The 18,816-nt window shown below is 67.6% G+C and carries 21 protein-coding genes and 1 tRNA gene; 14 read left to right on the top strand and 8 right to left on the bottom strand.

The genetic code is table 11. The features are described 5' to 3' along the window. Positions 1–780: a phosphate ABC transporter ATP-binding protein PstB gene (pstB, locus tag AC1C2R_RS13905; protein WP_495353075.1), complete on the top strand. Its 780-nt coding sequence runs from the start codon at positions 1–3 to the stop codon at positions 778–780. Positions 781–798: 18 nt separating this feature from the next. Here pstB and AC1C2R_RS13900 read toward each other — a convergent pair whose 3' ends face one another. Both AC1C2R_RS13900 and AC1C2R_RS13895 read right to left on the bottom strand, forming a co-directional pair. Further along, positions 799–1,686 (bottom strand): aminodeoxychorismate lyase, encoded by an 888-nt coding sequence (locus AC1C2R_RS13900; protein WP_495380301.1) that lies wholly within the window; start codon positions 1,684–1,686, stop codon positions 799–801. Between the two features lie 253 nt (positions 1,687–1,939). After that, entirely contained in the window at positions 1,940–2,578 is a 639-nt protein-coding gene (locus AC1C2R_RS13895; RefSeq protein WP_495353073.1) for a DNA-directed RNA polymerase subunit beta, read from the bottom strand. Between the two features lie 203 nt (positions 2,579–2,781). Between AC1C2R_RS13895 and AC1C2R_RS13890 the strand changes: the two genes are divergently transcribed. Further along, positions 2,782–2,854: transfer RNA gene (locus tag AC1C2R_RS13890), tRNA-Lys, on the top strand. A 78-nt stretch (positions 2,855–2,932) separates the two neighbouring features. Here the strand turns inward: AC1C2R_RS13890 and AC1C2R_RS13885 are convergent. Next, the gene (locus AC1C2R_RS13885; RefSeq protein WP_495353072.1) at positions 2,933–3,115 is read right to left on the bottom strand and encodes a YegP family protein; all 183 of its coding nucleotides are present in this window, start codon (positions 3,113–3,115) and stop codon (positions 2,933–2,935) included. A 171-nt stretch (positions 3,116–3,286) separates the two neighbouring features. Next, positions 3,287–4,327, bottom strand: coding sequence for an LLM class F420-dependent oxidoreductase (locus AC1C2R_RS13880; protein WP_495380300.1), 1,041 nt, complete (start codon positions 4,325–4,327; stop codon positions 3,287–3,289). Positions 4,328–4,562: 235 nt separating this feature from the next. Between AC1C2R_RS13880 and AC1C2R_RS13875 the strand changes: the two genes are divergently transcribed. From AC1C2R_RS13875 to AC1C2R_RS13835, 9 genes are all read left to right on the top strand, one after another. After that, entirely contained in the window at positions 4,563–5,741 is a 1,179-nt protein-coding gene (locus tag AC1C2R_RS13875) for a MarP family serine protease (RefSeq protein ID WP_495380299.1), read from the top strand. Between the two features lie 243 nt (positions 5,742–5,984). Further along, the gene (locus AC1C2R_RS13870; RefSeq protein WP_495380298.1) at positions 5,985–6,392 is read left to right on the top strand and encodes a hypothetical protein; all 408 of its coding nucleotides are present in this window, start codon (positions 5,985–5,987) and stop codon (positions 6,390–6,392) included. Next, entirely contained in the window at positions 6,389–7,036 is a 648-nt protein-coding gene (locus tag AC1C2R_RS13865) for a transcriptional regulator (RefSeq protein ID WP_495380297.1), read from the top strand. The genes AC1C2R_RS13870 and AC1C2R_RS13865 overlap by 4 nt, the downstream gene beginning before the upstream one ends. Further along, the gene (locus tag AC1C2R_RS13860) at positions 7,036–7,641 is read left to right on the top strand and encodes a histidine phosphatase family protein (protein ID WP_495353067.1); all 606 of its coding nucleotides are present in this window, start codon (positions 7,036–7,038) and stop codon (positions 7,639–7,641) included. The genes AC1C2R_RS13865 and AC1C2R_RS13860 overlap by 1 nt, the downstream gene beginning before the upstream one ends. Beyond that, complete coding sequence (locus AC1C2R_RS13855) at positions 7,638–8,858, top strand: PEP/pyruvate-binding domain-containing protein (protein ID WP_495380296.1); 1,221 nt, start codon at positions 7,638–7,640, stop codon at positions 8,856–8,858. Before AC1C2R_RS13860 ends, AC1C2R_RS13855 begins: the two co-directional genes overlap by 4 nt. Beyond that, complete coding sequence (locus AC1C2R_RS13850) at positions 8,855–9,640, top strand: tyrosine-type recombinase/integrase (RefSeq protein ID WP_495380295.1); 786 nt, start codon at positions 8,855–8,857, stop codon at positions 9,638–9,640. Before AC1C2R_RS13855 ends, AC1C2R_RS13850 begins: the two co-directional genes overlap by 4 nt. Continuing rightward, entirely contained in the window at positions 9,637–10,221 is a 585-nt protein-coding gene (locus AC1C2R_RS13845) for a hypothetical protein (RefSeq protein WP_495380294.1), read from the top strand. Before AC1C2R_RS13850 ends, AC1C2R_RS13845 begins: the two co-directional genes overlap by 4 nt. 302 nt (positions 10,222–10,523) lie before the next feature. After that, positions 10,524–10,712 (top strand): hypothetical protein, encoded by a 189-nt coding sequence (locus AC1C2R_RS13840; protein WP_495380293.1) that lies wholly within the window; start codon positions 10,524–10,526, stop codon positions 10,710–10,712. Continuing rightward, complete coding sequence (locus AC1C2R_RS13835; protein WP_495380292.1) at positions 10,712–11,044, top strand: DUF6262 family protein; 333 nt, start codon at positions 10,712–10,714, stop codon at positions 11,042–11,044. Before AC1C2R_RS13840 ends, AC1C2R_RS13835 begins: the two co-directional genes overlap by 1 nt. 213 nt (positions 11,045–11,257) lie before the next feature. Here AC1C2R_RS13835 and AC1C2R_RS13830 read toward each other — a convergent pair whose 3' ends face one another. Then, positions 11,258–12,073, bottom strand: coding sequence for an ABC transporter permease (locus AC1C2R_RS13830; protein WP_495380291.1), 816 nt, complete (start codon positions 12,071–12,073; stop codon positions 11,258–11,260). Further along, positions 12,070–13,014, bottom strand: coding sequence for an ATP-binding cassette domain-containing protein (locus tag AC1C2R_RS13825; RefSeq protein WP_495353061.1), 945 nt, complete (start codon positions 13,012–13,014; stop codon positions 12,070–12,072). The genes AC1C2R_RS13830 and AC1C2R_RS13825 overlap by 4 nt, the downstream gene beginning before the upstream one ends. An 88-nt stretch (positions 13,015–13,102) precedes the next feature. Here AC1C2R_RS13825 and AC1C2R_RS13820 point away from each other — a divergent pair, with 88 nt between their 5' ends. Further along, the gene (locus tag AC1C2R_RS13820; protein ID WP_495380290.1) at positions 13,103–13,846 is read left to right on the top strand and encodes a TetR/AcrR family transcriptional regulator; all 744 of its coding nucleotides are present in this window, start codon (positions 13,103–13,105) and stop codon (positions 13,844–13,846) included. A 765-nt stretch (positions 13,847–14,611) separates the two neighbouring features. Here the strand turns inward: AC1C2R_RS13820 and AC1C2R_RS13815 are convergent. Further along, a complete protein-coding gene (locus tag AC1C2R_RS13815) occupies positions 14,612–15,544 on the bottom strand; it encodes an aldose 1-epimerase family protein (RefSeq protein WP_495353059.1) in 933 nt (310 codons plus the stop codon). Then, positions 15,541–16,386, bottom strand: coding sequence for a DeoR/GlpR family DNA-binding transcription regulator (locus AC1C2R_RS13810; protein ID WP_495353058.1), 846 nt, complete (start codon positions 16,384–16,386; stop codon positions 15,541–15,543). The genes AC1C2R_RS13815 and AC1C2R_RS13810 overlap by 4 nt, the downstream gene beginning before the upstream one ends. A gap of 140 nt (positions 16,387–16,526) precedes the next feature. On the opposite strand from AC1C2R_RS13810, the gene galT reads away from it, so the two are divergent. Then, the gene (gene galT / locus AC1C2R_RS13805) at positions 16,527–17,633 is read left to right on the top strand and encodes a galactose-1-phosphate uridylyltransferase (protein ID WP_495353256.1); all 1,107 of its coding nucleotides are present in this window, start codon (positions 16,527–16,529) and stop codon (positions 17,631–17,633) included. Then, positions 17,630–18,778, top strand: coding sequence for a galactokinase (galK, locus tag AC1C2R_RS13800; RefSeq protein WP_495380289.1), 1,149 nt, complete (start codon positions 17,630–17,632; stop codon positions 18,776–18,778). Before galT ends, galK begins: the two co-directional genes overlap by 4 nt. Positions 18,779–18,816 lie beyond the last annotated feature (38 nt).

The following is an 18,816-nucleotide window of genomic DNA, read 5'->3' as shown; positions in this document are numbered from 1 at the left end:
GTGTCCAAGCGCATCGAGGTCCGCGACCTCAACGTCTACTACTCGAAGTTCCTCGCCGTCGAAGGCGTGACGCTCTCGATCGAGCCCCGCAGCGTCACGGCGTTCATCGGCCCCTCGGGTTGCGGCAAGTCGACCTTCCTCCGCACGCTGAACCGCATGCACGAGGTCATCCCCGGCGCCCGCGTCGAGGGCGAGGTGCTCATCGACGGCAACAACCTCTACGACCCCGACGTCGACCCGGTGCTCGTGCGTCGCCAGGTGGGCATGGTGTTCCAGCGGCCGAACCCGTTCCCGACGATGTCGATCAAAGAGAACGTGCTCGCGGGCGTGAAGCTCAACAACAAGCGCATCTCGAAGTCCGACGCCGACGAGCTCGTCGAGAAGTCGCTCCGCGGGGCGAACCTCTGGAACGAGGTGAAGGACCGCCTCGACCGCCCCGGCTCGGGCCTCTCGGGCGGCCAGCAGCAGCGCCTGTGCATCGCCCGCGCGATCGCGGTCTCTCCCGAGGTGATCCTCATGGACGAGCCGTGCTCGGCGCTCGACCCGATCTCGACGCTCGCGATCGAAGACCTCATCGAGGAACTGAAGCAGCAGTACACGATCGTGATCGTGACGCACAACATGCAGCAGGCCTCGCGGGTCAGCGACCGCACCGCGTTCTTCAACATCGCCGGCACCGGAAAGCCCGGCAACCTCATCGAGTACGACGACACCACGACGATCTTCTCGAACCCGTCGGTGCAGGCGACCGAAGACTACGTCTCGGGCCGCTTCGGCTGAGCCCCGACCCGTCGCGGTTCAGTCGCGAGGCGAGAGCAGGTAGGCGTTGAACGCCCGGGTCTCGTCGGCGTCGTAGGCGACGGATGCCCCGTTGAGCCGGGTCACCCCGACGGCGAGCCGCACACTCGACACGAGCCACAGTGCGTCGGCGGAAGCGAGTTCGGCGATCGGGAGGTCTCGGTACTGCGTCGCCCGACCCGTCGCGGCGAGATGCTCGAAGAGGCTCTGCTGCGTGGTGCCGTGCAGGATCGCACCCGACGGTGCCGGCGTCGAGTAGACGTCGCCGTGCCGGAGGATCACGCTCGACGTCGGCCCCTCCATGACATAGCCGTCTGAAGAGACGAAGATCGTGTCGTCTGCGTCGCGTCGATGCGCTTCGCGGAGCGCGGCCATGTTCGTCGCGTAGCTCAGGGTCTTCGCCCCGAGCAGCAGCCACGGCGCACGCTCGGCCGCGTCGTGCGAGTACCCGCGGTCGAGCGTGACGACGGAGACCCCGCGCTCGCGCACCTCGCTGAAGTCCGCGGCCGGCGCCGCGTGCAGCCAGGCGGTTGGAGCCGGCCCGTGCTCGACGCCGCGGCTCAGTACGAGCTTCATCGCCCATGGGCCGGCGACGGGCAGGCTCCCGAGCGCGCGATCGATCGCGGCGCGCCACTGCGGCAGGTTCGGCTCCGGCAGTTCGCAGATGAGCGCCGAATTGCGGAGGCGTTCGAGGTGCGGCCCGGCCTCCTGCGCGTGGCCGTCGATCACCGCGATCGTCTCGAAGACGCCGTCGCCGCGTTGCGTCGACAACTCGCCGACACGCAGCGCCGGGGCCGCGGCATCGACTTCGCGGAGCGTCGAGCCGAAGTCCGTGGCGCGGGTGTCGGCGGGCACGGGCTCGATGAGCAGGGTGACGGTCTCGGGCATCTTCCGATGCTACGCGGATGCCGCGCGCACGCGCGGCTCCGGGGCATCCGTTCACCGTGGTTCGTGGTTGGCGTACGCATGAACGCGGGCCGACGCCGGAGACGAGGAAGGCCGGCCGCAGAACGCCTCTCGGCGCGAGGCCGCTCGGAGCGGCGAATATTGGAGCCCGGGGTTACTGCGGCCGGCCTCGTCAAGTGTAAACGAGGTCGGGTGCCACTTCATTCCCGAGACTCGTGGTGACGAGAATCGGGAATCAGTCGAGCGAGTCGGTGCGCCAGAGTCGTGCGCACGAAGTGAGCTCTTCGGCGAGTTGTGTCAGACGGAGAGCTCGCTTCGTGAGTTCCCGGGAGCGGACGGGGTTCGCGGCGTCGGTCGCATCGGCGTCGTCGGCGAGACTCGCCATGCCCGCCGCGGTCACCCGCGCGAATGCGGACGCTCGGTCGAGCGCGACGGCGAAGTCCCCGGTGAAGAGGCCGTGCAGGATGCGGTCGGCGAGTTCGCGGACCTCGTCAGGGCCGGCGGGGATGGCCGCACCCGCGACGACCTGGTCGATCGTGTGGGAGACCTCGGTGCCGCGCTGGAAGGCGAGGCTCAGGCCCTGCGGATCCTGCCGGATCAGGGTGCGCAGCAGATAGACCCGCCACAGCGCACCGGGCAGGCTCCTCGGCGATGCCGGCGCCCAGAGCTCGGCGATCGCATCGATGCCGTGTTCGTCGGTGTACGTCACGAGGCGGGCGACGACCTCGGGATCGGGGTCGGCACGCACTCTCGCCAGCAACGCGGCAGCGGTGTCGTGCGCCACGCGGCTGATCTGTGCGGGATCTTCGGCGCCGAGGAACCCCTCGAACTTGCCGGATGGAAAACGAGTGGGGCGATGGAAATCGGAAGACATCGCCGCACACACTACTCGCACGAGCCGAACCCCGCCCGGACGGGCTCAGCCGGCGAGGTCCGCCGGCGAGCTCCGCCGAGACCAAGTTTTCATCGAATCCTCCGCGCATTCGACTGCATTCACCGAATCGCAGACGAGACACGCAGCAGCCATTCGACTTCGTCGCACCGAGCGCACCCGCGAGCAGGCTATTCTGGTTCGGCGGGCCTCTAGCTCAGTTGGCAGAGCAGCGGACTTTTAATCCGCGGGTCGTCGGTTCGAGCCCGACGGGGCCCACCCAAGCGTCATTGTTCATACCGATGACACCCCCTCACTCTCGCGACGCTCCTGGCACCGCCTCGGCGGGCGTTCGAACTACTCGGCCTGGTCGACGAGCGGTACAGCGGGCGCGTTCCTGCGCACCGACTCGATGCCGCTCTTCGCGGCCGCCTTCGTCGTGCGGGCTTCGGATGCCGCCATCGTCTGACCGTTGCCGGTCTTCAGTCGGAACCTGAATCGCCCGCTCGCATCCTCGTAGAGTCCGAACGTTCCCGCCACGGCGGCTCCTCCCCAGGTGTCCCTTGCGCCCACGTCTTCGTGAGCACAATTTCACGGTAGACCTGCAGCGGCGCCCCGCGCCAGAGGCAGTCGGGAGTTGCCTCGGGCAATGTTCATGCACGAGGCATCCGCTCGCTCACCTGAAGGCGAGCGGATGTCGCGGCAACAGGCTCAGCCGACGATCGAGCGGAACCCCGACATCAACGCCACCCGCTCGTCCGAAGTGCGGGCAAGTGGGGTCACGGCGAGCGTCGTGACCCCAGCTTCCGCGAACGCAGCCACCCGTTCGGCGACGTACGACGCAGGGCCGATGAGGGAGACGGCACGCACGAGCTCGTCGGGCACGGCGGCGATCGCCTCGTCTTTGCGCCCCTCGAGATACAGGTTCTGGATCAGGGCCGCCTCAGCCTCGAAGCCGTAGTTCGAGATCAGCTCGTTGTAGAAGTTCTTGCCCCGAGCGCCCATGCCGCCCACGTAGAGCGCGAGTTGGGGCTTGACGAGCGGCAGCACCTGCTCGGGGTGATCGGTGATCGCGAGCGCGGGGCTCGCGAAGATGTCGAGCGGTGCGAGCTCGGGCCCACGCTTGGCGGTGCCCGCGGCGAGCGCGTCGCCCCACACCCCGGCGGCACGCTCGGGGTGGAAGAACATCGGCAGCCAACCGTCGGCGATCTCGGCCGTCTGCTCGACCGATTTGAGGCCGAGCGAGGCGATCGTGATCGGGATGCGCTCGCGCACCGGGTGGTTGATGAGCTTCAGCGGTTTGCCGAGGCCCGTGCCCTCGCCTTCGGGCAGCGGGATGCGGTAGCGGCGCCCATCGTGCACGACGGGCTCGCGGCGCCACACCATGCGGCAGATCTCGACGAGTTCGCGGGTGCGGCCGAGCGGCGCGTCGTAGGGCACGCCGTGGAATCCCTCGATGACCTGGGGGCCGGATGCCCCGATGCCGAGCTCGAACCGGCCGTCGGAGACGTAGTCGAGGCCGGCGGCGGTCATCGCCGTGAGCGTGGGCGTACGTGTGTAGAGCTGCAGGATGCCGGAGGCGAGCGTGATGGTCGACGTGCGGGCGGCGAGGAAGCCGAGCTGGCTGACCGCGTCGAACGAGTAGGCCTCGGGCACGGCGATCAGGTCGACGCCCGCTCGTTCGAGCTCGAGGACCTCGTCGGCGACCTCACGGAAGCCGCCCGCGTAATTCAGGAACATGCCGACGCGCATCCGAACTCCTCATCGTGTGGTGGGCCCGGCCGATCGGCCGCGGCACTCAGACCCTAACCGAGGTGCCGCGTCGACGTGGCATCCGTTGTCGCAGGTCGACTCTGCGGCGATGACGACGATCGGTTCGGTCGTGGGTTGCGGAGAACCCGCCCTGCCGTGTGCGCGCCTTCAGCACTCTCAGAGACGGATGCCGCAGGCTGGAGATCCCCGCCCGCCGCCGACGAATGGAGCCACAGTGGTCTGGAGCATCCTGCTCGACATCGCGCTCGTGCTCGTCTTCATCGGTGCCGTCGTGAACGGGTCGCGCGCGGGCCTGCTGCGCACGGCCGCCGGACTCATCGGGCTCGTCGCCGGCGGAATCGCCGCCTACTTCGTCATGCCCTGGATCGCCGGTGTCGTCGCCTGGCCCGAGTGGCGGGCACCCGCGGCGATCGCGGTCGCCATCGTGCTGCTCAGCCTCGGTGGGTGGCTCGGCGCGGTCGCGGGCCGTGCCCTCCGGCACGGCGCGAGGGCAGTGAAGCTGGGGGTGCTCGACCGAGTCCTCGGTGCTCTCGGCAACCTGCTCGTCACGGCGTTCGTCGTCGCACTCGTCGCTTCAGGGGTCTCGGCGATGGGTGTCCCCGTGCTCTCCCCCGCGGTGGCCGGATCGCGGGTGCTGCAGACCCTCGACGCCGTCACACCGGCACCGACCCGCACACTCCTCGCCGAGATCCGCACCGCCGCGCTCGGCGAGGGCATCCCCTGGCTCGCCGACGTGCTCGACGGCCCGACCGAGAGCCCGGCGCTGCCCACGTTCGAGGTCGACGATGCCGAGCTCGCCCGCGCCGCGGCATCCGTGGTGCGCGTCACCGGCAGCGCGTTCCAGTGCGGCTCGACCCTGTCGGGCAGCGGCTTCGTGGTCGCATCCGACCGCATCGTGACGAACGCCCACGTCGTTGCCGGCGTCACCGAGCCGATCGTCGAGGCACCGGGCCAGCCCGCGCTTCCCGGACGGGTCGTGGCCTACGACGACACGAACGACCTCGCGCTCATCGCCGTCGACGGACTCGCGACGCCGCCCCTCGCGCTCGCAACGGCAACACCGGGCCAAGAGGTCGCCGTCGCCGGCTACCCCTTCGGCGGGCCGTTCGAGTTGCGCCCGGCGAACGTCATGGCGAGCGGACCGCTCACGATCTCGGTCGCCGACGGCACCTCGACGCGCGACGTGATGACGCTCGCGGCCGACGTGGACCACGGAAATTCGGGCGGGCCGGTGCTCACCGGAGACGGCGCGGTGGGCGGGGTCGTCTTCGCGAAATCGGAGGCCGTCGACAACGTCGGATTCGCGATTCCGGCGTCGACCCTCGCGCCGCTCGCCGGCGACGCGCCGAATCTCAGCAGGGCTGTGGACTCGGGAGTGTGCGTCGTCGGTTGAGGCCCGTGACTATTCGGTCGTGGGCGAAGAGCGCTCGCGCCGTTCGATGAGGGAAGCGGGCGGCCCGCAAACGACGGTTATCTAGAGTCCTGGAGCGCAACCGCAGGCTATGACCTTCGGTTCTGTGTCGTGGACGGGTGTCCAGCTCGGGGTCTGGACTGAACAGGGTGCTCTGACCGATGAAGGTCCTCAGATATCAACAGGCTGTTGACAACGTGATGTTGGTGCTGTCAGGGTTGCTGCATGGTTCCTGCTGTTCCGAATGAATTTGATGAGTTGAACGAGCTGGACTCGGCGCGGCGACAGCTGTGCGAGTCCGGTGCCGACGGGTTGCCTCCGCTCCCGTGGCTGCCACCGGGGGCTATGCCCGACGATGTGACCCTGCTGCGGTTTGCCATGTGGCGAGCGAACTCGACTGTCGGGGAAGCTTCTCACGACGATCTTCGAGCCGCGTTGACACTTCTGGAGTCGGCACGAGCTGACCTCGATGCCCTCGAATCAGGTTTGATGCTGATCGCGAGGGCAGAGGGATTGACCTGGCCCGACATCGCTAAGCAATTGGGAGTGAAGTCTCCGCAGGCGGCCCAGCAGCGCTTCCAGCGGGTGTCGACTCGCGCCCAGGCCGGCGACGTCGTGGAGCAACCAGAATGACATCTGAACGATCCGATACGACGTGGCAGTCCCGTGACGAGTTGCTGGTGCTTCACGCGGTCCGCCTCGCCGGGTTCGCGGACACTGAGGCGGTCGCTGACCGCGTCGACCTGCCAGCCAACATCGTCCGTGACACTCTCCGCGTCCTCGAAGGGCAGCACCTGATTGAGCGCATGGCGTTCGCTGACTCCGGTGGCTGGATTCTCACGGAAGCGGGCAAGAGTCGCGACGGCGAACTGCTACAGGAAGAACTTGAGGCATCCGGAGCGCGACCCGTCCTCCAAGCCACGGCTGAGGACTTCGAGGGCAGCGTCAATCCCCGCCTCGTCCGGGCGGTGACCGACTGGCAGCTTCACTCTTCCGCTGACCGGGCGGACCGCAGTGTGGAGGTGTTGCGTGAGCTGACGGACTTAGGCGATGCTCTCAGCGACCTCATAGCTGAACTGGATGCCCGGCTTCCGCGATTCAGCCGGTACCCGCGGCAGTTCTCGGCGGCCTTGGAGAAGGCTCGCGCGGGTGACCATCAGTGGGTGGCAGGCGTGGGCCGGCTCTCTTGCCACATCGTGTGGGCAGAACTCCATGAGGATCTGTTGTCCAGTCTCGGTCACGACCGTTCCTCGGAACCACATGAAGGAGGACGGTGATGGCTGCTCGCACTGTTTATTTCGTGCGCCACGGGGCGGCCGACGCCTGGGGCCAGTTGACCGACGAGGGTCGGGAACAGTCCCGATTGATCGGCCAGCGACTCGCCCGGTTGCCCATCGACGTCGTGTGGCATTCCCCGCTGCCACGGGCGGTCGAGAGTGCCGAGATTATCGCAGCGGAGATGCGGCGCGTACTGGTCAACGAGGCCGCCGAACTCGTCGACCATGTCCCGTTCGTCCCTGACCGCGAAGACCTCTCACCCTCATGGGTGGGATTCTTCGACGGCTACGACCGCAGCGAAGCCGATGCCGGTCGAAGGACCGCAGACGGCCTGGCGGCACGGTTCGGCACGCCGAACACGCGGGCACAGCGCCCGACCCACGAGGTAGCCGTGACCCACGCGTACCCGATCGCCTGGATGGTGCGCGATGCACTCAGTGCCCCACCTGCCCGATGGATGTCGCTGGCCGGTGTCGCCAACACTGGGCTCACGGTGATCGAACACACCGACGGGGAACCCCCTGGCGTGGTGATGGTCAACGACATGTCTCACCTGCCCGCCGAATTGCGGTGGACAGGCTTTGCCGGCGGGAGACAGCTGTGAACATCGTGGACCTCGTCGACGCCGATCACTCGACCGCCGGTGGCAAAGCCGCCCCCTTGGCCGGGCTGACACGGGCTGGCTTCAAAGTACCTACCGGTTTCGTGGTGCCAGCAACCACCTACCGAGCCGCGGCCACGGCACTTGGCCTCACCGAACTCTCCACCGATCACGCCGAAGAGGCTCGATCACGAATCCTGCGCTCTCGCCTCCCGGACGGCGTTGTCGATGACGTCTCCCGGGCGTTGGAGCGCATCACCGACGGGGCACCGACTGACTACGTGGCCGTGCGTTCATCCTCGATCGCTGAAGACAACGCCCACGCATCTGCCGCAGGACAGCATGACAGCTTCCTTGTCCTGCGCGGAACCGAGCAGGTATGCCAGGCGATCCTGAAGTGCTGGGCCTCGCTGTGGACCGATCGCGCTGCCGCGTACCGAGCCCGCCAAGCCCGGCAGGCACCAGTCGACATGGCCGTGCTCGTCCAACGGTTCGTGGATGCCAGCGTCTCCGGGATCATGTTCACCGGCACTACCAGCGTGATCGAAGCCTCGTGGGGCATCGGAGAACGGCTCGTCGCCGGCCACGTCACTCCGGATTCCTGGCGCGTCAGAGACTCTGGCATCGTCGAGCGCCGACTAGGACTCAAGACCGAGCGCACCGACCGCTACGACGGGTATCTCGTCACTCGATCCACAGTGCCGACAGAGCAGAAGGAGCCCTGTCTCACGGACCGCGACGTTCTGCGCTTGCACGCCCTCGGCAAAGAGGTCTCCAGCACGTTGGGTGGTCCCAGAGACATCGAATGGGCCATCACGGATGACACGACGTGGGTCCTTCAAGCCCGACCCGTGACGGCAGTCGTCCCTGACTCCACAGCACCGTCCCTGACGGCCGCCGGCGATGTCACCATCACCGGAGTGCCAGCCAGTCCAGGAGTGGCCTCCGGTCCCGTCCGCCTGGTCCGCGGACCAGGCGACTTTCCTAAGGTCAAGCGCGGGGATGTGCTGGTCTGCCGCCACACCGATCCTGCGTGGACACCGCTGTTCACCATTGCATCGGCAGTGGTGACCGAAATAGGTGGAGTGCTCTCCCATGCAGCGATCGTCGCCAGGGAAGTCGGGATACCCGCCGTACTCTCAGTCCCACGAGCGCCCGAGCTCCTCAACCCTTCGTCCGTGGTCATCGTCAATGGCAACACCGGCCACATCTCGCTGTGAAGCGGCCCGCTCTCCTGAGCGCGTTCTACCAGCACGCCGCCCGCCACGGCATCGACCTCGGGGAGCTGCTCAGGACGTGGCAGCCTGCCGGAGGCCGTAGCTCGGAGTGGAAGCCGTTCTTGCACCACATCAGCAAGGGCAAACCGCAAGCGCGGCGGGCCATCGTGCTGAGTGCGCAACGCAAGCTCCCGCGCGTGCTCAGCGCCGTCGAGGTGCCGACGATCCTCGATGCCTGTGCCCATCTGCGCGATCGGTTCCTGTTCGCCGTGCTTTTCGACACCGGGATGCGGATCGGGGAAGCGCTAGGCCTGCGACATGAGGACATCGCCGCGGCCGAGTCCCAGATCACGGTCCAGCGCCGGGTCAATGACAACGGTGCCCGCTCCAAGTCACGCAACCCGCGGACGGTGCCGGTCAGCGCGGAACTGATCCGGCTCTACGCCGACTACCTGCACCTGGAGTACGGCGACCTGGACTCCGACTACGTCTTCGTGAACCTGTGGGGCCGACCCCATGGTCACCCGCTGACCTACACGGCGGTCTACGACCTGGTCACGCGTCTGCGCCGGCGCACCGGGATCGACTTCGATCCGCACTGGTACCGCCACACCGCCGCCACCCGGATGCTGCGCGACGGCGTGCCGATCGAGATCATCTCCAAGCTGCTCGGCCACGCCGACATCACCACCACTGCCGCCGTCTACGGGCACCTGAGCGCCGAGGACGCCCGCAGGGCGCTGGAGGAAGCGGGCTGGTTCACCGGCCGGGAGGTGCAGTTGTGAGCTCGCCCATCCCGCTGGTGCCGGACCAGTCCTCGAGGACCGGCCGCGAGCGGCGGCGAACGTCCCGTCAGGCCAGCAGCTGGGACGCGGAGTACGGCAAGGACGTCTGGCAGCTGCGTGAGCTCGGCATCAAGGACAGGCGGCTCGCCCGGATCACCTTCGAGGACATCCCGCAGCCCTGGCTGAAGGCCTTGGCGAAACGTTGGGCCCGCTGGCGCCCGGCCACGGGACTCGGGGTGGTCAGCGTTTCCTCGGGCACCCGGGCGATCACGTCCTTCGGGCAGTTCCTCATGGACGCCGCCCCTTCCGTCCAGGGGCTGGCAGACCTGGACCGGGAGATGTTGGAGCGCTACCTCGCGCACCTGCACACCCGGTTCTCGGGCACCGTGACCCACCACATGCTGAAAGGAAGCCATCCGGCAACCGCGCGCGCTGAGCGAAACCGTGATGGCCCAGCTGGAGAACCCGGACAACCTCGCCAAGTGGAACAACCCCAGCTACGAGCTGATCCTGATGGGGTGCGGGCTACGCATCACCGACACCGTCCGCCTGCCGACCGACTGCATCGCCTACGACGGTGAGGGAGCGCCCTACCTGCGCTACCTCAACCACAAGATGAAACGCGAGGCCCTGGTGCCCATCGACGCCGACCTCGCCCAGGCCATCACCGCGCAGCGCCGCCGGCTCCAGGAGCGGTGGCCGGCTGGTACGCCCGTGCTCTTCCCGCGAGTCACCGACAACGACGACGGCCGCGAGTCGGTCGGTGACGGGGCCTACCGAAAGGCGCTGCACCGGTGGCTCAAGCGCTGCGACGTCCAACGGCTTCTGCGGGCTGCCGGTCCAGCAGTCCTGCCCACACGCGAACGCGTGCCTGAGCTGCCCGATGTTCATCACCACCTCGGAGTTCCTGCCCGAGCACCGCCAGCATCGTCAGCAGGTCGTGCAGATCATCGTCGCGGCCGAAGCCCGCGGTCAGCAAAGGCTGATCGAGATGAACCAGCAGGTCCTGGGAAACCTCGACCAGATCATCACCACATTGGAGAACGACCAGGACGGCGAGGCAAGCACCTGATGCATGCCGATAACAGCCATCACCTGATCGCCGCCGCCCAACTGCGTCACGAGGCCACGCGCGCCAAAGCCACCCAGGCTCTTCGTGACCTCGACCGCGAAGGCGGGGCGGCCACCTTCCAGATCGTCGTGCAGAAAGCGCAAGTCTCACGTTCCTGGCTCTACACCCAGCCCGACATCTGCGCCGAGATCCGCCGACTCCGCGACCTCCAGCAAGGAGCCAGCGGCGCACCGCTGCCCGCGTCGCAACGTTCCACCGATGAGTCCTTACGACGCCGCCTCGACCACGGCACGGTGACGAGGCCGAGCCGCTTGATGGACGGCTCAAGATAACCGCGTCCACCAGGAAGACTTCCGATCCGCTGAGTCTCGTGCTGGACGTCATGACCACGTCTGACCCGACTCTAGATAACGACGGTTTGTGAGCGTGGTCGGTACCGGTCGTTATTGAGTGTGCCGATGCTGCCGGTCGAACGTGCCCTTCTGAGTCAGGGCTAGCACCGTTTTGTTTTGATTGGTGATTGGGAACGGCGACCACTTGAGAGTTCAGCGACCTCTGCGCGTGTAGGCGCGGAGCGACAATGGGACGAAGATCACCAGCAGCGCGGTCGACCAGAGCAGGACAGCGGTCACCGGATGCGCGAGGGGCCATGCCATGTCTCCGGATGGCGCGCCCGGGTTGCCAAACAATTCCCGTGATGCTGCGGTAAGCGCGCTCACCGGGTTCCAGTCCGCCAGAAAGCGGAGCCACCCCGGCATACCGCCGGTCGGGACGAACGCGTTCGACAGCATCGTGAACGGCAGGCCCAAGGGCACCATCGCGTCAGCAACCTGCTCGTTCTTCACCGATAGGCCCACGTAGACGCCTACCCAGCTCAGCGCGTACCGCATCAGGATCATCAGAAGGAATGCCTGGGCCGTGGGGATCAGGCCATGGTGCGGCTGCCAACCAACCAGCAGGCCCGCGACCACCATGATGGCCAGCATCAGCAGACCGATGAGCAAGTCGCCGCCGGTCTGCCCGAACGGTACTGCCAAGCGCGTCATCGGCATGGAGCGGAACCGGTCCATCACCCCGCGGGAGGCGTCGTTCGCCATCCGCGTCATGACCGCCGTCACCCCGGAGAAGGTCACCATAGCGAACAGCCCGGGCATGAGGTACTCGCGGTAGTTGCCGCCATTCGGCACCTGGATAGCACTGCCGAACACGTACCCGAACAGCACCACCATGATGGCCGGAAAGATTAGCGCAGCGATGAGCTCCGCGGGCTCCTGGCGCAGTCGCGCCAGCTCGCGGCCGATCAGGGTCAGCCCGTCAGAGAAAGTCCAGCGCAGGCTCCGCAACGGGGTGTGGGTAGTCATTGTACGGATTCCTTTCGGTCCGTGAGGCGCAGGAACACCTCATCGAGGGTGGGGTGACGTAGCCGCACGTCGGCCGCGGCGATGTTGGCGCGGTGGAGCTCACGCACGATATCGGCGAGGCGCACCGAGCCGCCGGGCAAGGCGACACTGAGCCCGTCGGTGCCCGTCAACGTCGGTTCGCTCCCCGTCAGCGCGTTCAGTACGGCTGCTGCTGGACGTAGCGCGGCAGGATCTTCAACGACAACGTCGAGACGGTCCCCGATCACCGCCTTGAGCTCGTCGGGAGTGCCCGTGGCAATAACCTGTCCGTGGTCGACGATGGCGATGGCGTCGGCCAGCTGGTCGGCCTCCTCCAGATATTGCGTGGTCAGCAGCACCGTGGTGCCGTCGGCCACCAACTCGCGAACGCTGTCCCAGATCTCGCCACGGCTGCGCGGGTCCAGGCCAGTGGTCGGCTCGTCCAGGAAGAGTACCTCGGGGCGCAGGATGAGACAGGTGATCAGGTCGAGGCGACGACGCATGCCTCCGGAGTAGCCGGCAACCTGCCGATCGGCGGCGTCCGTCAGGCTGAACCGGTCGAGCAACTCGTCGGCCCGTCTGTGCGCCTCACGTCGAGACAGATGGTAGAGGCGCCCAAACATGCGCAGGTTGCTGCGGCCGGTGAGCTTCTCGTCCACGGCGGCGTATTGACCGGCGAGTCCGATCCTCGCGCGCACCTGGCCGGCGTCGCGGACTACGTCATAACCGGCGATGCGGGCGTGCCCCGAATCGGGATCTGACAAGGTCGCCAGAATGCGAACCGCGGTCGTCTTCCCTGCACCGTTGGGTCCCAGCACACCGCAGACCGTTCCCCGCGGGACGCTCAGGTTCAGGCCCCGTAGGGCGTGGGTGTCGCCGAACGACTTGTGCAGTCCCTCGGCAAGCACGATGGGATCCGACATGATGATGCCCTCCAGCTGGGTACGGTGTACGCGGTTATGCGTTCACACTAGGCTAGTGGGTACAATGTACGCAAGCGAGAGGGGAATGGTGACCGACGCCGAGTATGTGAGCATCTGGATGCGGCCCGAACAGCCCGCCCGCGGACCCAAGCCGCTGTACAGCCGTGCGCAGATCACGGCGGCGGCCGTCCGGCTCGCCGACGCCGAGGGGCTCGAGGCCGCCACCATGCGGCGGATCGCCGCCGAGATCGGCGCCAGCGCGATGTCTCTCTACAGGTACGTCCCGAGCCGAGACGACCTGGTCCAGCTCATGACCGACCGGGTGTTGGGTGAGATCGACGTCACGGACATGCCCTCGGGCGACTGGCGCGTTGACCTGACCCGCTACGCCGACAGGCTGCGGGCCATGTGGTTGAGGCACCCATGGATCGCCACCACCCAACGGTCACTCCCCAGCTTGGGCCCCAAACAGCTGCTCTTGATCGAACGGCTGATGGGCGTGCTTGACCCTGTGGTCTCCATCGATGAGAACCTCAGCCTCATCGCCATGCTGAAAGGCTACGTCGAGGGCACGGTCCGCGAGGAGATCAGCTCGGCCGAAGAAATGCGTCGCAGCGCGCTCAGCGAGTCGGAGTGGATGGCACAGAGCTCCCGGTACGTCGACCTACTAATCGAGAGCGGGCGGTTCCCGATCTTCACCAAGATCGTGATGGAAGCCCGCCAGCCGCACATGAGCCGCAGCGATCAGTTCGCAAGCGGGCTCCAGCGCGTCCTCGACTGCATCGCCGCGGCCCTCCCATCAAACGGCCACGGTGATGCAGCTCTCGGGTGAGAACGCGAGGATCAGCGAATCCAATGTTTCACAATCGACCGGTTCTGAGCACGCTCTCAAACCGTCGTTTCTGGACACAGATCGAGACTGCCAGTCACCGGGCAGATATAACGAATGCGATCACTCCGCAGCTGACGCCAACGACGATCATCGCGACAACACCCGTGGCATGAATCCCGTGCCTACGTTGCGGGATCCGTGAACCGATCAAGAGTGTCACCATCGCGACCAGCACCACCGCGACGGCACCGGCCAGGCTCCAAGCAGTCTGCACGGCGTAGTCCGGCACTGGTCGTGGAGGCATCACGGGCGGGAGAGCGAATCGCAGGTTGGCGAGCCAGAGGAGCAGTCCGCTGAGCAGTGTGGCGACAATCGCAATCCCCACGGCCAATGGATCGGCTTCTTACCGCCTTGCCAGTTCGTCGCTGCCATCCTGGACTCCCCCGTCACACCCCGAGAGAGATCATCCCCGAGTGTTCGAGGGGTCGGAACCAGCCGCGAAGGTCGTTACAGAAGCGATGTGCGATCGATGACGAACAGATACGAGGGCGACCCAACGTTTCGCTCAGAAATGACGGTTTGTGAACGCTGCCTGCCGAATGGTTCATAACGCTGCCAAATCGAGAGCCAATGCTCACGATCGAACGTTGCCTGCCAGAACCCGGGTCCTCGACTTCGCGACCCTCCGTTGCAGGCACGACCGTGATCGGATGCACCCGAATCCCCTCGAAGCGGAAGATGCCTCGTCGAGAGAGAGGCCTGCGCCTATTCCGCCGTGAACCCCTCGAAACGGATGCCCCACGAGACCTGCCACTCCTCGCCCGGGTCAAGCCAACGCAGGCCCCGGCCCGAGTTGAACGCCTCGGCGGGCGCCGTCATCGGCTCGACGGCGATTGCGACATCGCCGTCTTCGCCCGGGAACTCACGCGAGGTGTACACCTGCACGTAGTCGAACTCGTCGTCGGCCCAGATCGAGACGCTGCGGCCGTCGGGCGCGGTGAGCGTGTGCAGCACCTGGCCGTCTTCGCTCGCGAGCTCGCCGAAGGCGTCGTCGAGGGAGACATCGCCGACCCTGCGGCCCTCACGGAAGTCCCACTCGGTGCCATCAACGGGCACCTCGCCCGTGGGCAGCAGCCGGTCGTCGACCTCGATGTGACTCGCGGCGTCGAGACGCAGGGTGAGGTCGGCTGTCGGCACGCCGCCGATCTTCAGGTAGGGATGGGTGCCGATCGCGACGGGCGCGGTGTCGGCGCCGAGGTTCTCGACGAAGTGCGTGACTCGCAGCCCGTCGGCCACGAGCTCGTAGTGCACAGCCGTGCCGAGCAGGAACGGATAGCCGAGCTGCGGATACACCGTCGCCGCAAGGGTCACGGAGTCGCGCTCGCGGGAGATCGGCTTGTATTCGGTGTAGCGCAGCAGGCCGTGGATGGCGTTGGCTCGCGCCGGCTCGGTGATCGCGAGCTGGTGCTCGACGCCCTCGTGGCTCCACCGCCCGTCGCGGATGCGGTTCGGCCACGGCACGAGCACGATGCCGGCGCCCATGGGCGGCGCCTGGTCTTCTGGGAACGACGGCACGAGATCGATGCCGTTGATGCTGAGGGTGCGGAGGCCTGCGGCGACGGCGGTGATCGTCGCGCGGATGTCCCCGCTCGACGTCGACGTCTCGAGGGCGAATTGCTCGCCCGTGGGAAGGGTCATGGATCCACTCTAGAGTCTCGTGAGCAGTGCACCGCGAGCCCCTCGTCCTCGAGCTCCGCGACGATCGCCTGCGGCGCAGCGGCATCCGTGACGAGCGCGTCGAAGGCATCGATGGGAGCGACCCTGCCGAGATGGACTTCGCCGAGCTTCGTCGCGTCGGCGACGACGACCGAGCGCGCAGCGGCTCTCATCATGAGCGCCTTCACCGCCGCCTCGGGCAGGTTCGCGTTGGTCACACCGTGCACGGGGTCGACGCCGTTGCAGCCGATGAAGGCCAGGTCGACGTGCACCTCATCGAGCATCGAGCCCGCGAGGGGGTGCACGAGCGAGTGCTGCTTCGGCCGCAGCGTGCCGCCGGTGACGACGACCGTGAAGCGCGGGATCTCGGCCTCGAGCTCGAGCGCGATCGAGAGCCCGTTCGTGAAGACGACGACGTCGTCGAGCTCGGTGCGGGCACGCAGAGCACGAGCGACCTGCAGCGTCGTCGTGCCGACGTCGAGGATGATGCTCTGTCCGCTCTTGACGAGTGAAGCCGCGAGCTCGCCGATGAGCCGCTTCGGAACCACGGATGCCTCGAGCGCCTCTTCGAAGCTCGGCTCTCGTTCGGGCCGCGCGGTCGCAAGCGGCGAGGAGACCGGCACGGCCCCGCCGTGCACGCGCCTGATGCCTCCCTGGCGTTCGAGCGCGTCGAGGTCCGCGCGGGCGGTGACGGTGGTGACGCCGAATGCGGCGCTGAGCTCTGCGACGCGCACGAAGCCGCGTTCGGCGACGAGAGCCAGCGCGAGCTCCCGCCGCCGTAGCGCGTCGGGCTGCCCGCTCGCGCGCGCCGTTGCATCAGTCATAGGGGAATCATGCGGCCTGCCGGGCTACTTTGCAATACGAAACCAAGTTGTTTGCGAAACGAAAGGCGCGTAGGGTGTGCCGCGTGACCGACTCGAACGACGTCGCCGGAGCGGCATCCGCCCCGCTCGTCGACCCCCGCATCGCTGTGACCACGACCAAGCTGGGCGACGGGCGCGAACTCATCTACTTCGATGACGCCGACTCGACACTGCCGCCCGGGCGCGGCGTCGACGAGCGGGTGCTCGACCCCCGCCCGGCGAACGCCGAGATGCGACAGGACCCGCTGACGGGCGAGTGGATCTCGATCGCCGCAGCCCGGCAGAACCGCGTCTTCCTGCCGCCCGCCGACCTCGACCCGCTCGCGCCGCAACGACCGGGCAACCCCTCGGAAATTCCGAGCAACTACGACGTCGCCGTCTTCGAGAACCGTTCGCCGTCATTCGGGCCGGCGCTCGGCGAAGCGGATTCCTCGAATACCGACGCCCTCGCCGATCTCCGGCGCGTCGGACTCGAGCGCACGCACCCCTCGATCGGCCGCTGCGAGGTCGTCTGCTTCAGCCCCGAGCACGAGGGATCGTTCGGCACACAGACGCGCTCCCGTGCGCGCACCGTGATCGAAGCGTGGGCGCAGCGCACCGCAGCCCTCTCGGCGCTGCCGGGCGTGCAGCAGGTGTTCCCGTTCGAGAACCGCGGGCGCGAGATCGGCGTGACGCTCGGTCATCCCCACGGCCAGATCTACTCGTACCCCTACGTGACGCCGCGCACCGAGCGACTGCTCGCCTCGATCGACGCCTACGGGCCCACGCTCTTCGCCGACCTGCTCGAACGCGAACGGAACGGACCGCGCGTCGTGCTCACGGGCGAGCACTGGACCGCCTTCGTGCCGTTCGCCGCCCGGTGGCCGATCGAGGTGCACCTCCTCCCCCACCGCCAGGTGCCCGATCTCGCTGAGACGAGCCTCGCCGAACGCGACGAACTCGCGTCGATCTACCTGCGGCTGCTGCGCGGAATCGACCTGCTCTACGACACGCCCACGCCGTACATCGCCGCGTGGCACCAGGCGCCGGTGCACGAACGACGCGACGACGTGCGACTTATGCTGCAACTGACGAGTCCGCGGCGAGCCGCTGACCGGCTCAAGTACCTCGCCGGGTCGGAAGCGGCGATGGGAGCATGGATCGGGGACGTCCCCCCGGAAGCCCAAGCAGAGGCGCTGCGCGCCGCGATCGGAAAGGCCGAAGTATGAGCGAGGCGGCACACGGGTTCGCAGAATGGTTCGGCCGGAGCCCTGCCGGCGTCTGGTCGGCGCCCGGGCGAGTCAACCTCATCGGCGAGCACACCGACTACAACGACGGATTCGTCTTCCCCTTCGCGATCGACCGGCGTACCGCAGTCGCCCTCGGCGACCGCGACGACCGTGTCATCCGCGTCGCCTCGACATTCTCGCCTGAGGCCGTCACCATCCACCTCGACGAGCTGACTCCAGACGCCGTCACCGGCTGGGCCGCATACCCGCTCGGCGTCGCATGGGCGCTCGGCGAATTCGGTGCCGACCTCGAACACGTGCGGGGCGTCGACCTCTACATGGCGTCCGACGTGCCGATCGGCGCAGGCCTGTCGTCTTCGGCCGCGATCGAATGCGCCGTCGCACTCGCTCTCGACGAGCACTGGGGTCTCGGCTTCGACCGGCCCACGCTCGCGAAGGTGGGCCGCCTCGCCGAGAACCGGGCGGTCGGCGCACCGACGGGCATCATGGACCAGTCGGCATCGCTGCTGGGTGAAGCCGACGCCGGAGTCTTCCTCGACTGCCGCAGCCTCGACGCCGACGTCATCCCGCTCGGCTTCGACGCCGACGGACTCTCGGTGCTCGTGATCGATACCCGAGTCGCGCACGAGCACTCCTCGGGCGGGTACGCCGCCCGCCGGGCGTCGTGCGAGGCCGGGGCCCGGGCGCTCGGGGTCGACTCTCTCAGGGACATCCGACCCGCCGACCTCGAACGAGCTGCCGAGCTGCTCGACGACGAAACCTTCCGCCGCGTGCGTCACGTTGTCACCGAGAACCAGCGCGTGCTCGACACCGTGCGCACGCTGCGCGAACACGGTCCCGGCGCGATCGGGCCGTTCCTCGACGCCTCGCACGTCTCGATGCGCGACGACTTCGAGATCTCGGTACCCGAACTCGACCTCGCCGTCGCGACCGCGCAGGCCACCGGGGCGATCGGCGCTCGGATGACCGGTGGCGGCTTCGGCGGCGCGGCGATCGCGCTCATGGTCGACGCACTCGTGCCGGTCGTGACGCGCGAGGTGCTCGCGGCGTTCGCCGAACAGGGCTACCGCGAGCCGTCGTTGTTCACCGTGCATGCCGCCCAGGGCGCACGACGCGACGCCTGACCGCTCGAGGATCGGGCCGGGCTCCGGTGAACCGCCCC

The organism is Agromyces sp. Y182 (assembly GCF_059445385.1).
This window is presented reverse-complemented; position numbering and strand designations above follow the sequence as displayed.

Bases quoted from the DNA above. Each gene is read 5' to 3' on its own strand.
- AC1C2R_RS13900 (WP_495380301.1), bottom strand. From the start codon at position 1,686: ATGCCCGAGACCGTCACCCTGCTCATCGAGCCCGTGCCCGCCGACACC.
- AC1C2R_RS13895 (WP_495353073.1), bottom strand. From the start codon at position 2,578: ATGTCTTCCGATTTCCATCGCCCCACTCGTTTTCCATCCGGCAAGTTC.
- AC1C2R_RS13880 (WP_495380300.1), bottom strand. From the start codon at position 4,327: ATGCGCGTCGGCATGTTCCTGAATTACGCGGGCGGCTTCCGTGAGGTC.
- AC1C2R_RS13870 (WP_495380298.1), top strand. From the start codon at position 5,985: ATGGTTCCTGCTGTTCCGAATGAATTTGATGAGTTGAACGAGCTGGAC.
- AC1C2R_RS13865 (WP_495380297.1), top strand. From the start codon at position 6,389: ATGACATCTGAACGATCCGATACGACGTGGCAGTCCCGTGACGAGTTG.
- AC1C2R_RS13860 (WP_495353067.1), top strand. From the start codon at position 7,036: ATGGCTGCTCGCACTGTTTATTTCGTGCGCCACGGGGCGGCCGACGCC.
- AC1C2R_RS13840 (WP_495380293.1), top strand. From the start codon at position 10,524: ATGTTCATCACCACCTCGGAGTTCCTGCCCGAGCACCGCCAGCATCGT.
- AC1C2R_RS13835 (WP_495380292.1), top strand. From the start codon at position 10,712: ATGCATGCCGATAACAGCCATCACCTGATCGCCGCCGCCCAACTGCGT.
- AC1C2R_RS13830 (WP_495380291.1), bottom strand. From the start codon at position 12,073: ATGACTACCCACACCCCGTTGCGGAGCCTGCGCTGGACTTTCTCTGAC.
- AC1C2R_RS13825 (WP_495353061.1), bottom strand. From the start codon at position 13,014: ATGTCGGATCCCATCGTGCTTGCCGAGGGACTGCACAAGTCGTTCGGC.
- AC1C2R_RS13815 (WP_495353059.1), bottom strand. From the start codon at position 15,544: ATGACCCTTCCCACGGGCGAGCAATTCGCCCTCGAGACGTCGACGTCG.
- AC1C2R_RS13810 (WP_495353058.1), bottom strand. From the start codon at position 16,386: ATGACTGATGCAACGGCGCGCGCGAGCGGGCAGCCCGACGCGCTACGG.
- galK (WP_495380289.1), top strand. From the start codon at position 17,630: ATGAGCGAGGCGGCACACGGGTTCGCAGAATGGTTCGGCCGGAGCCCT.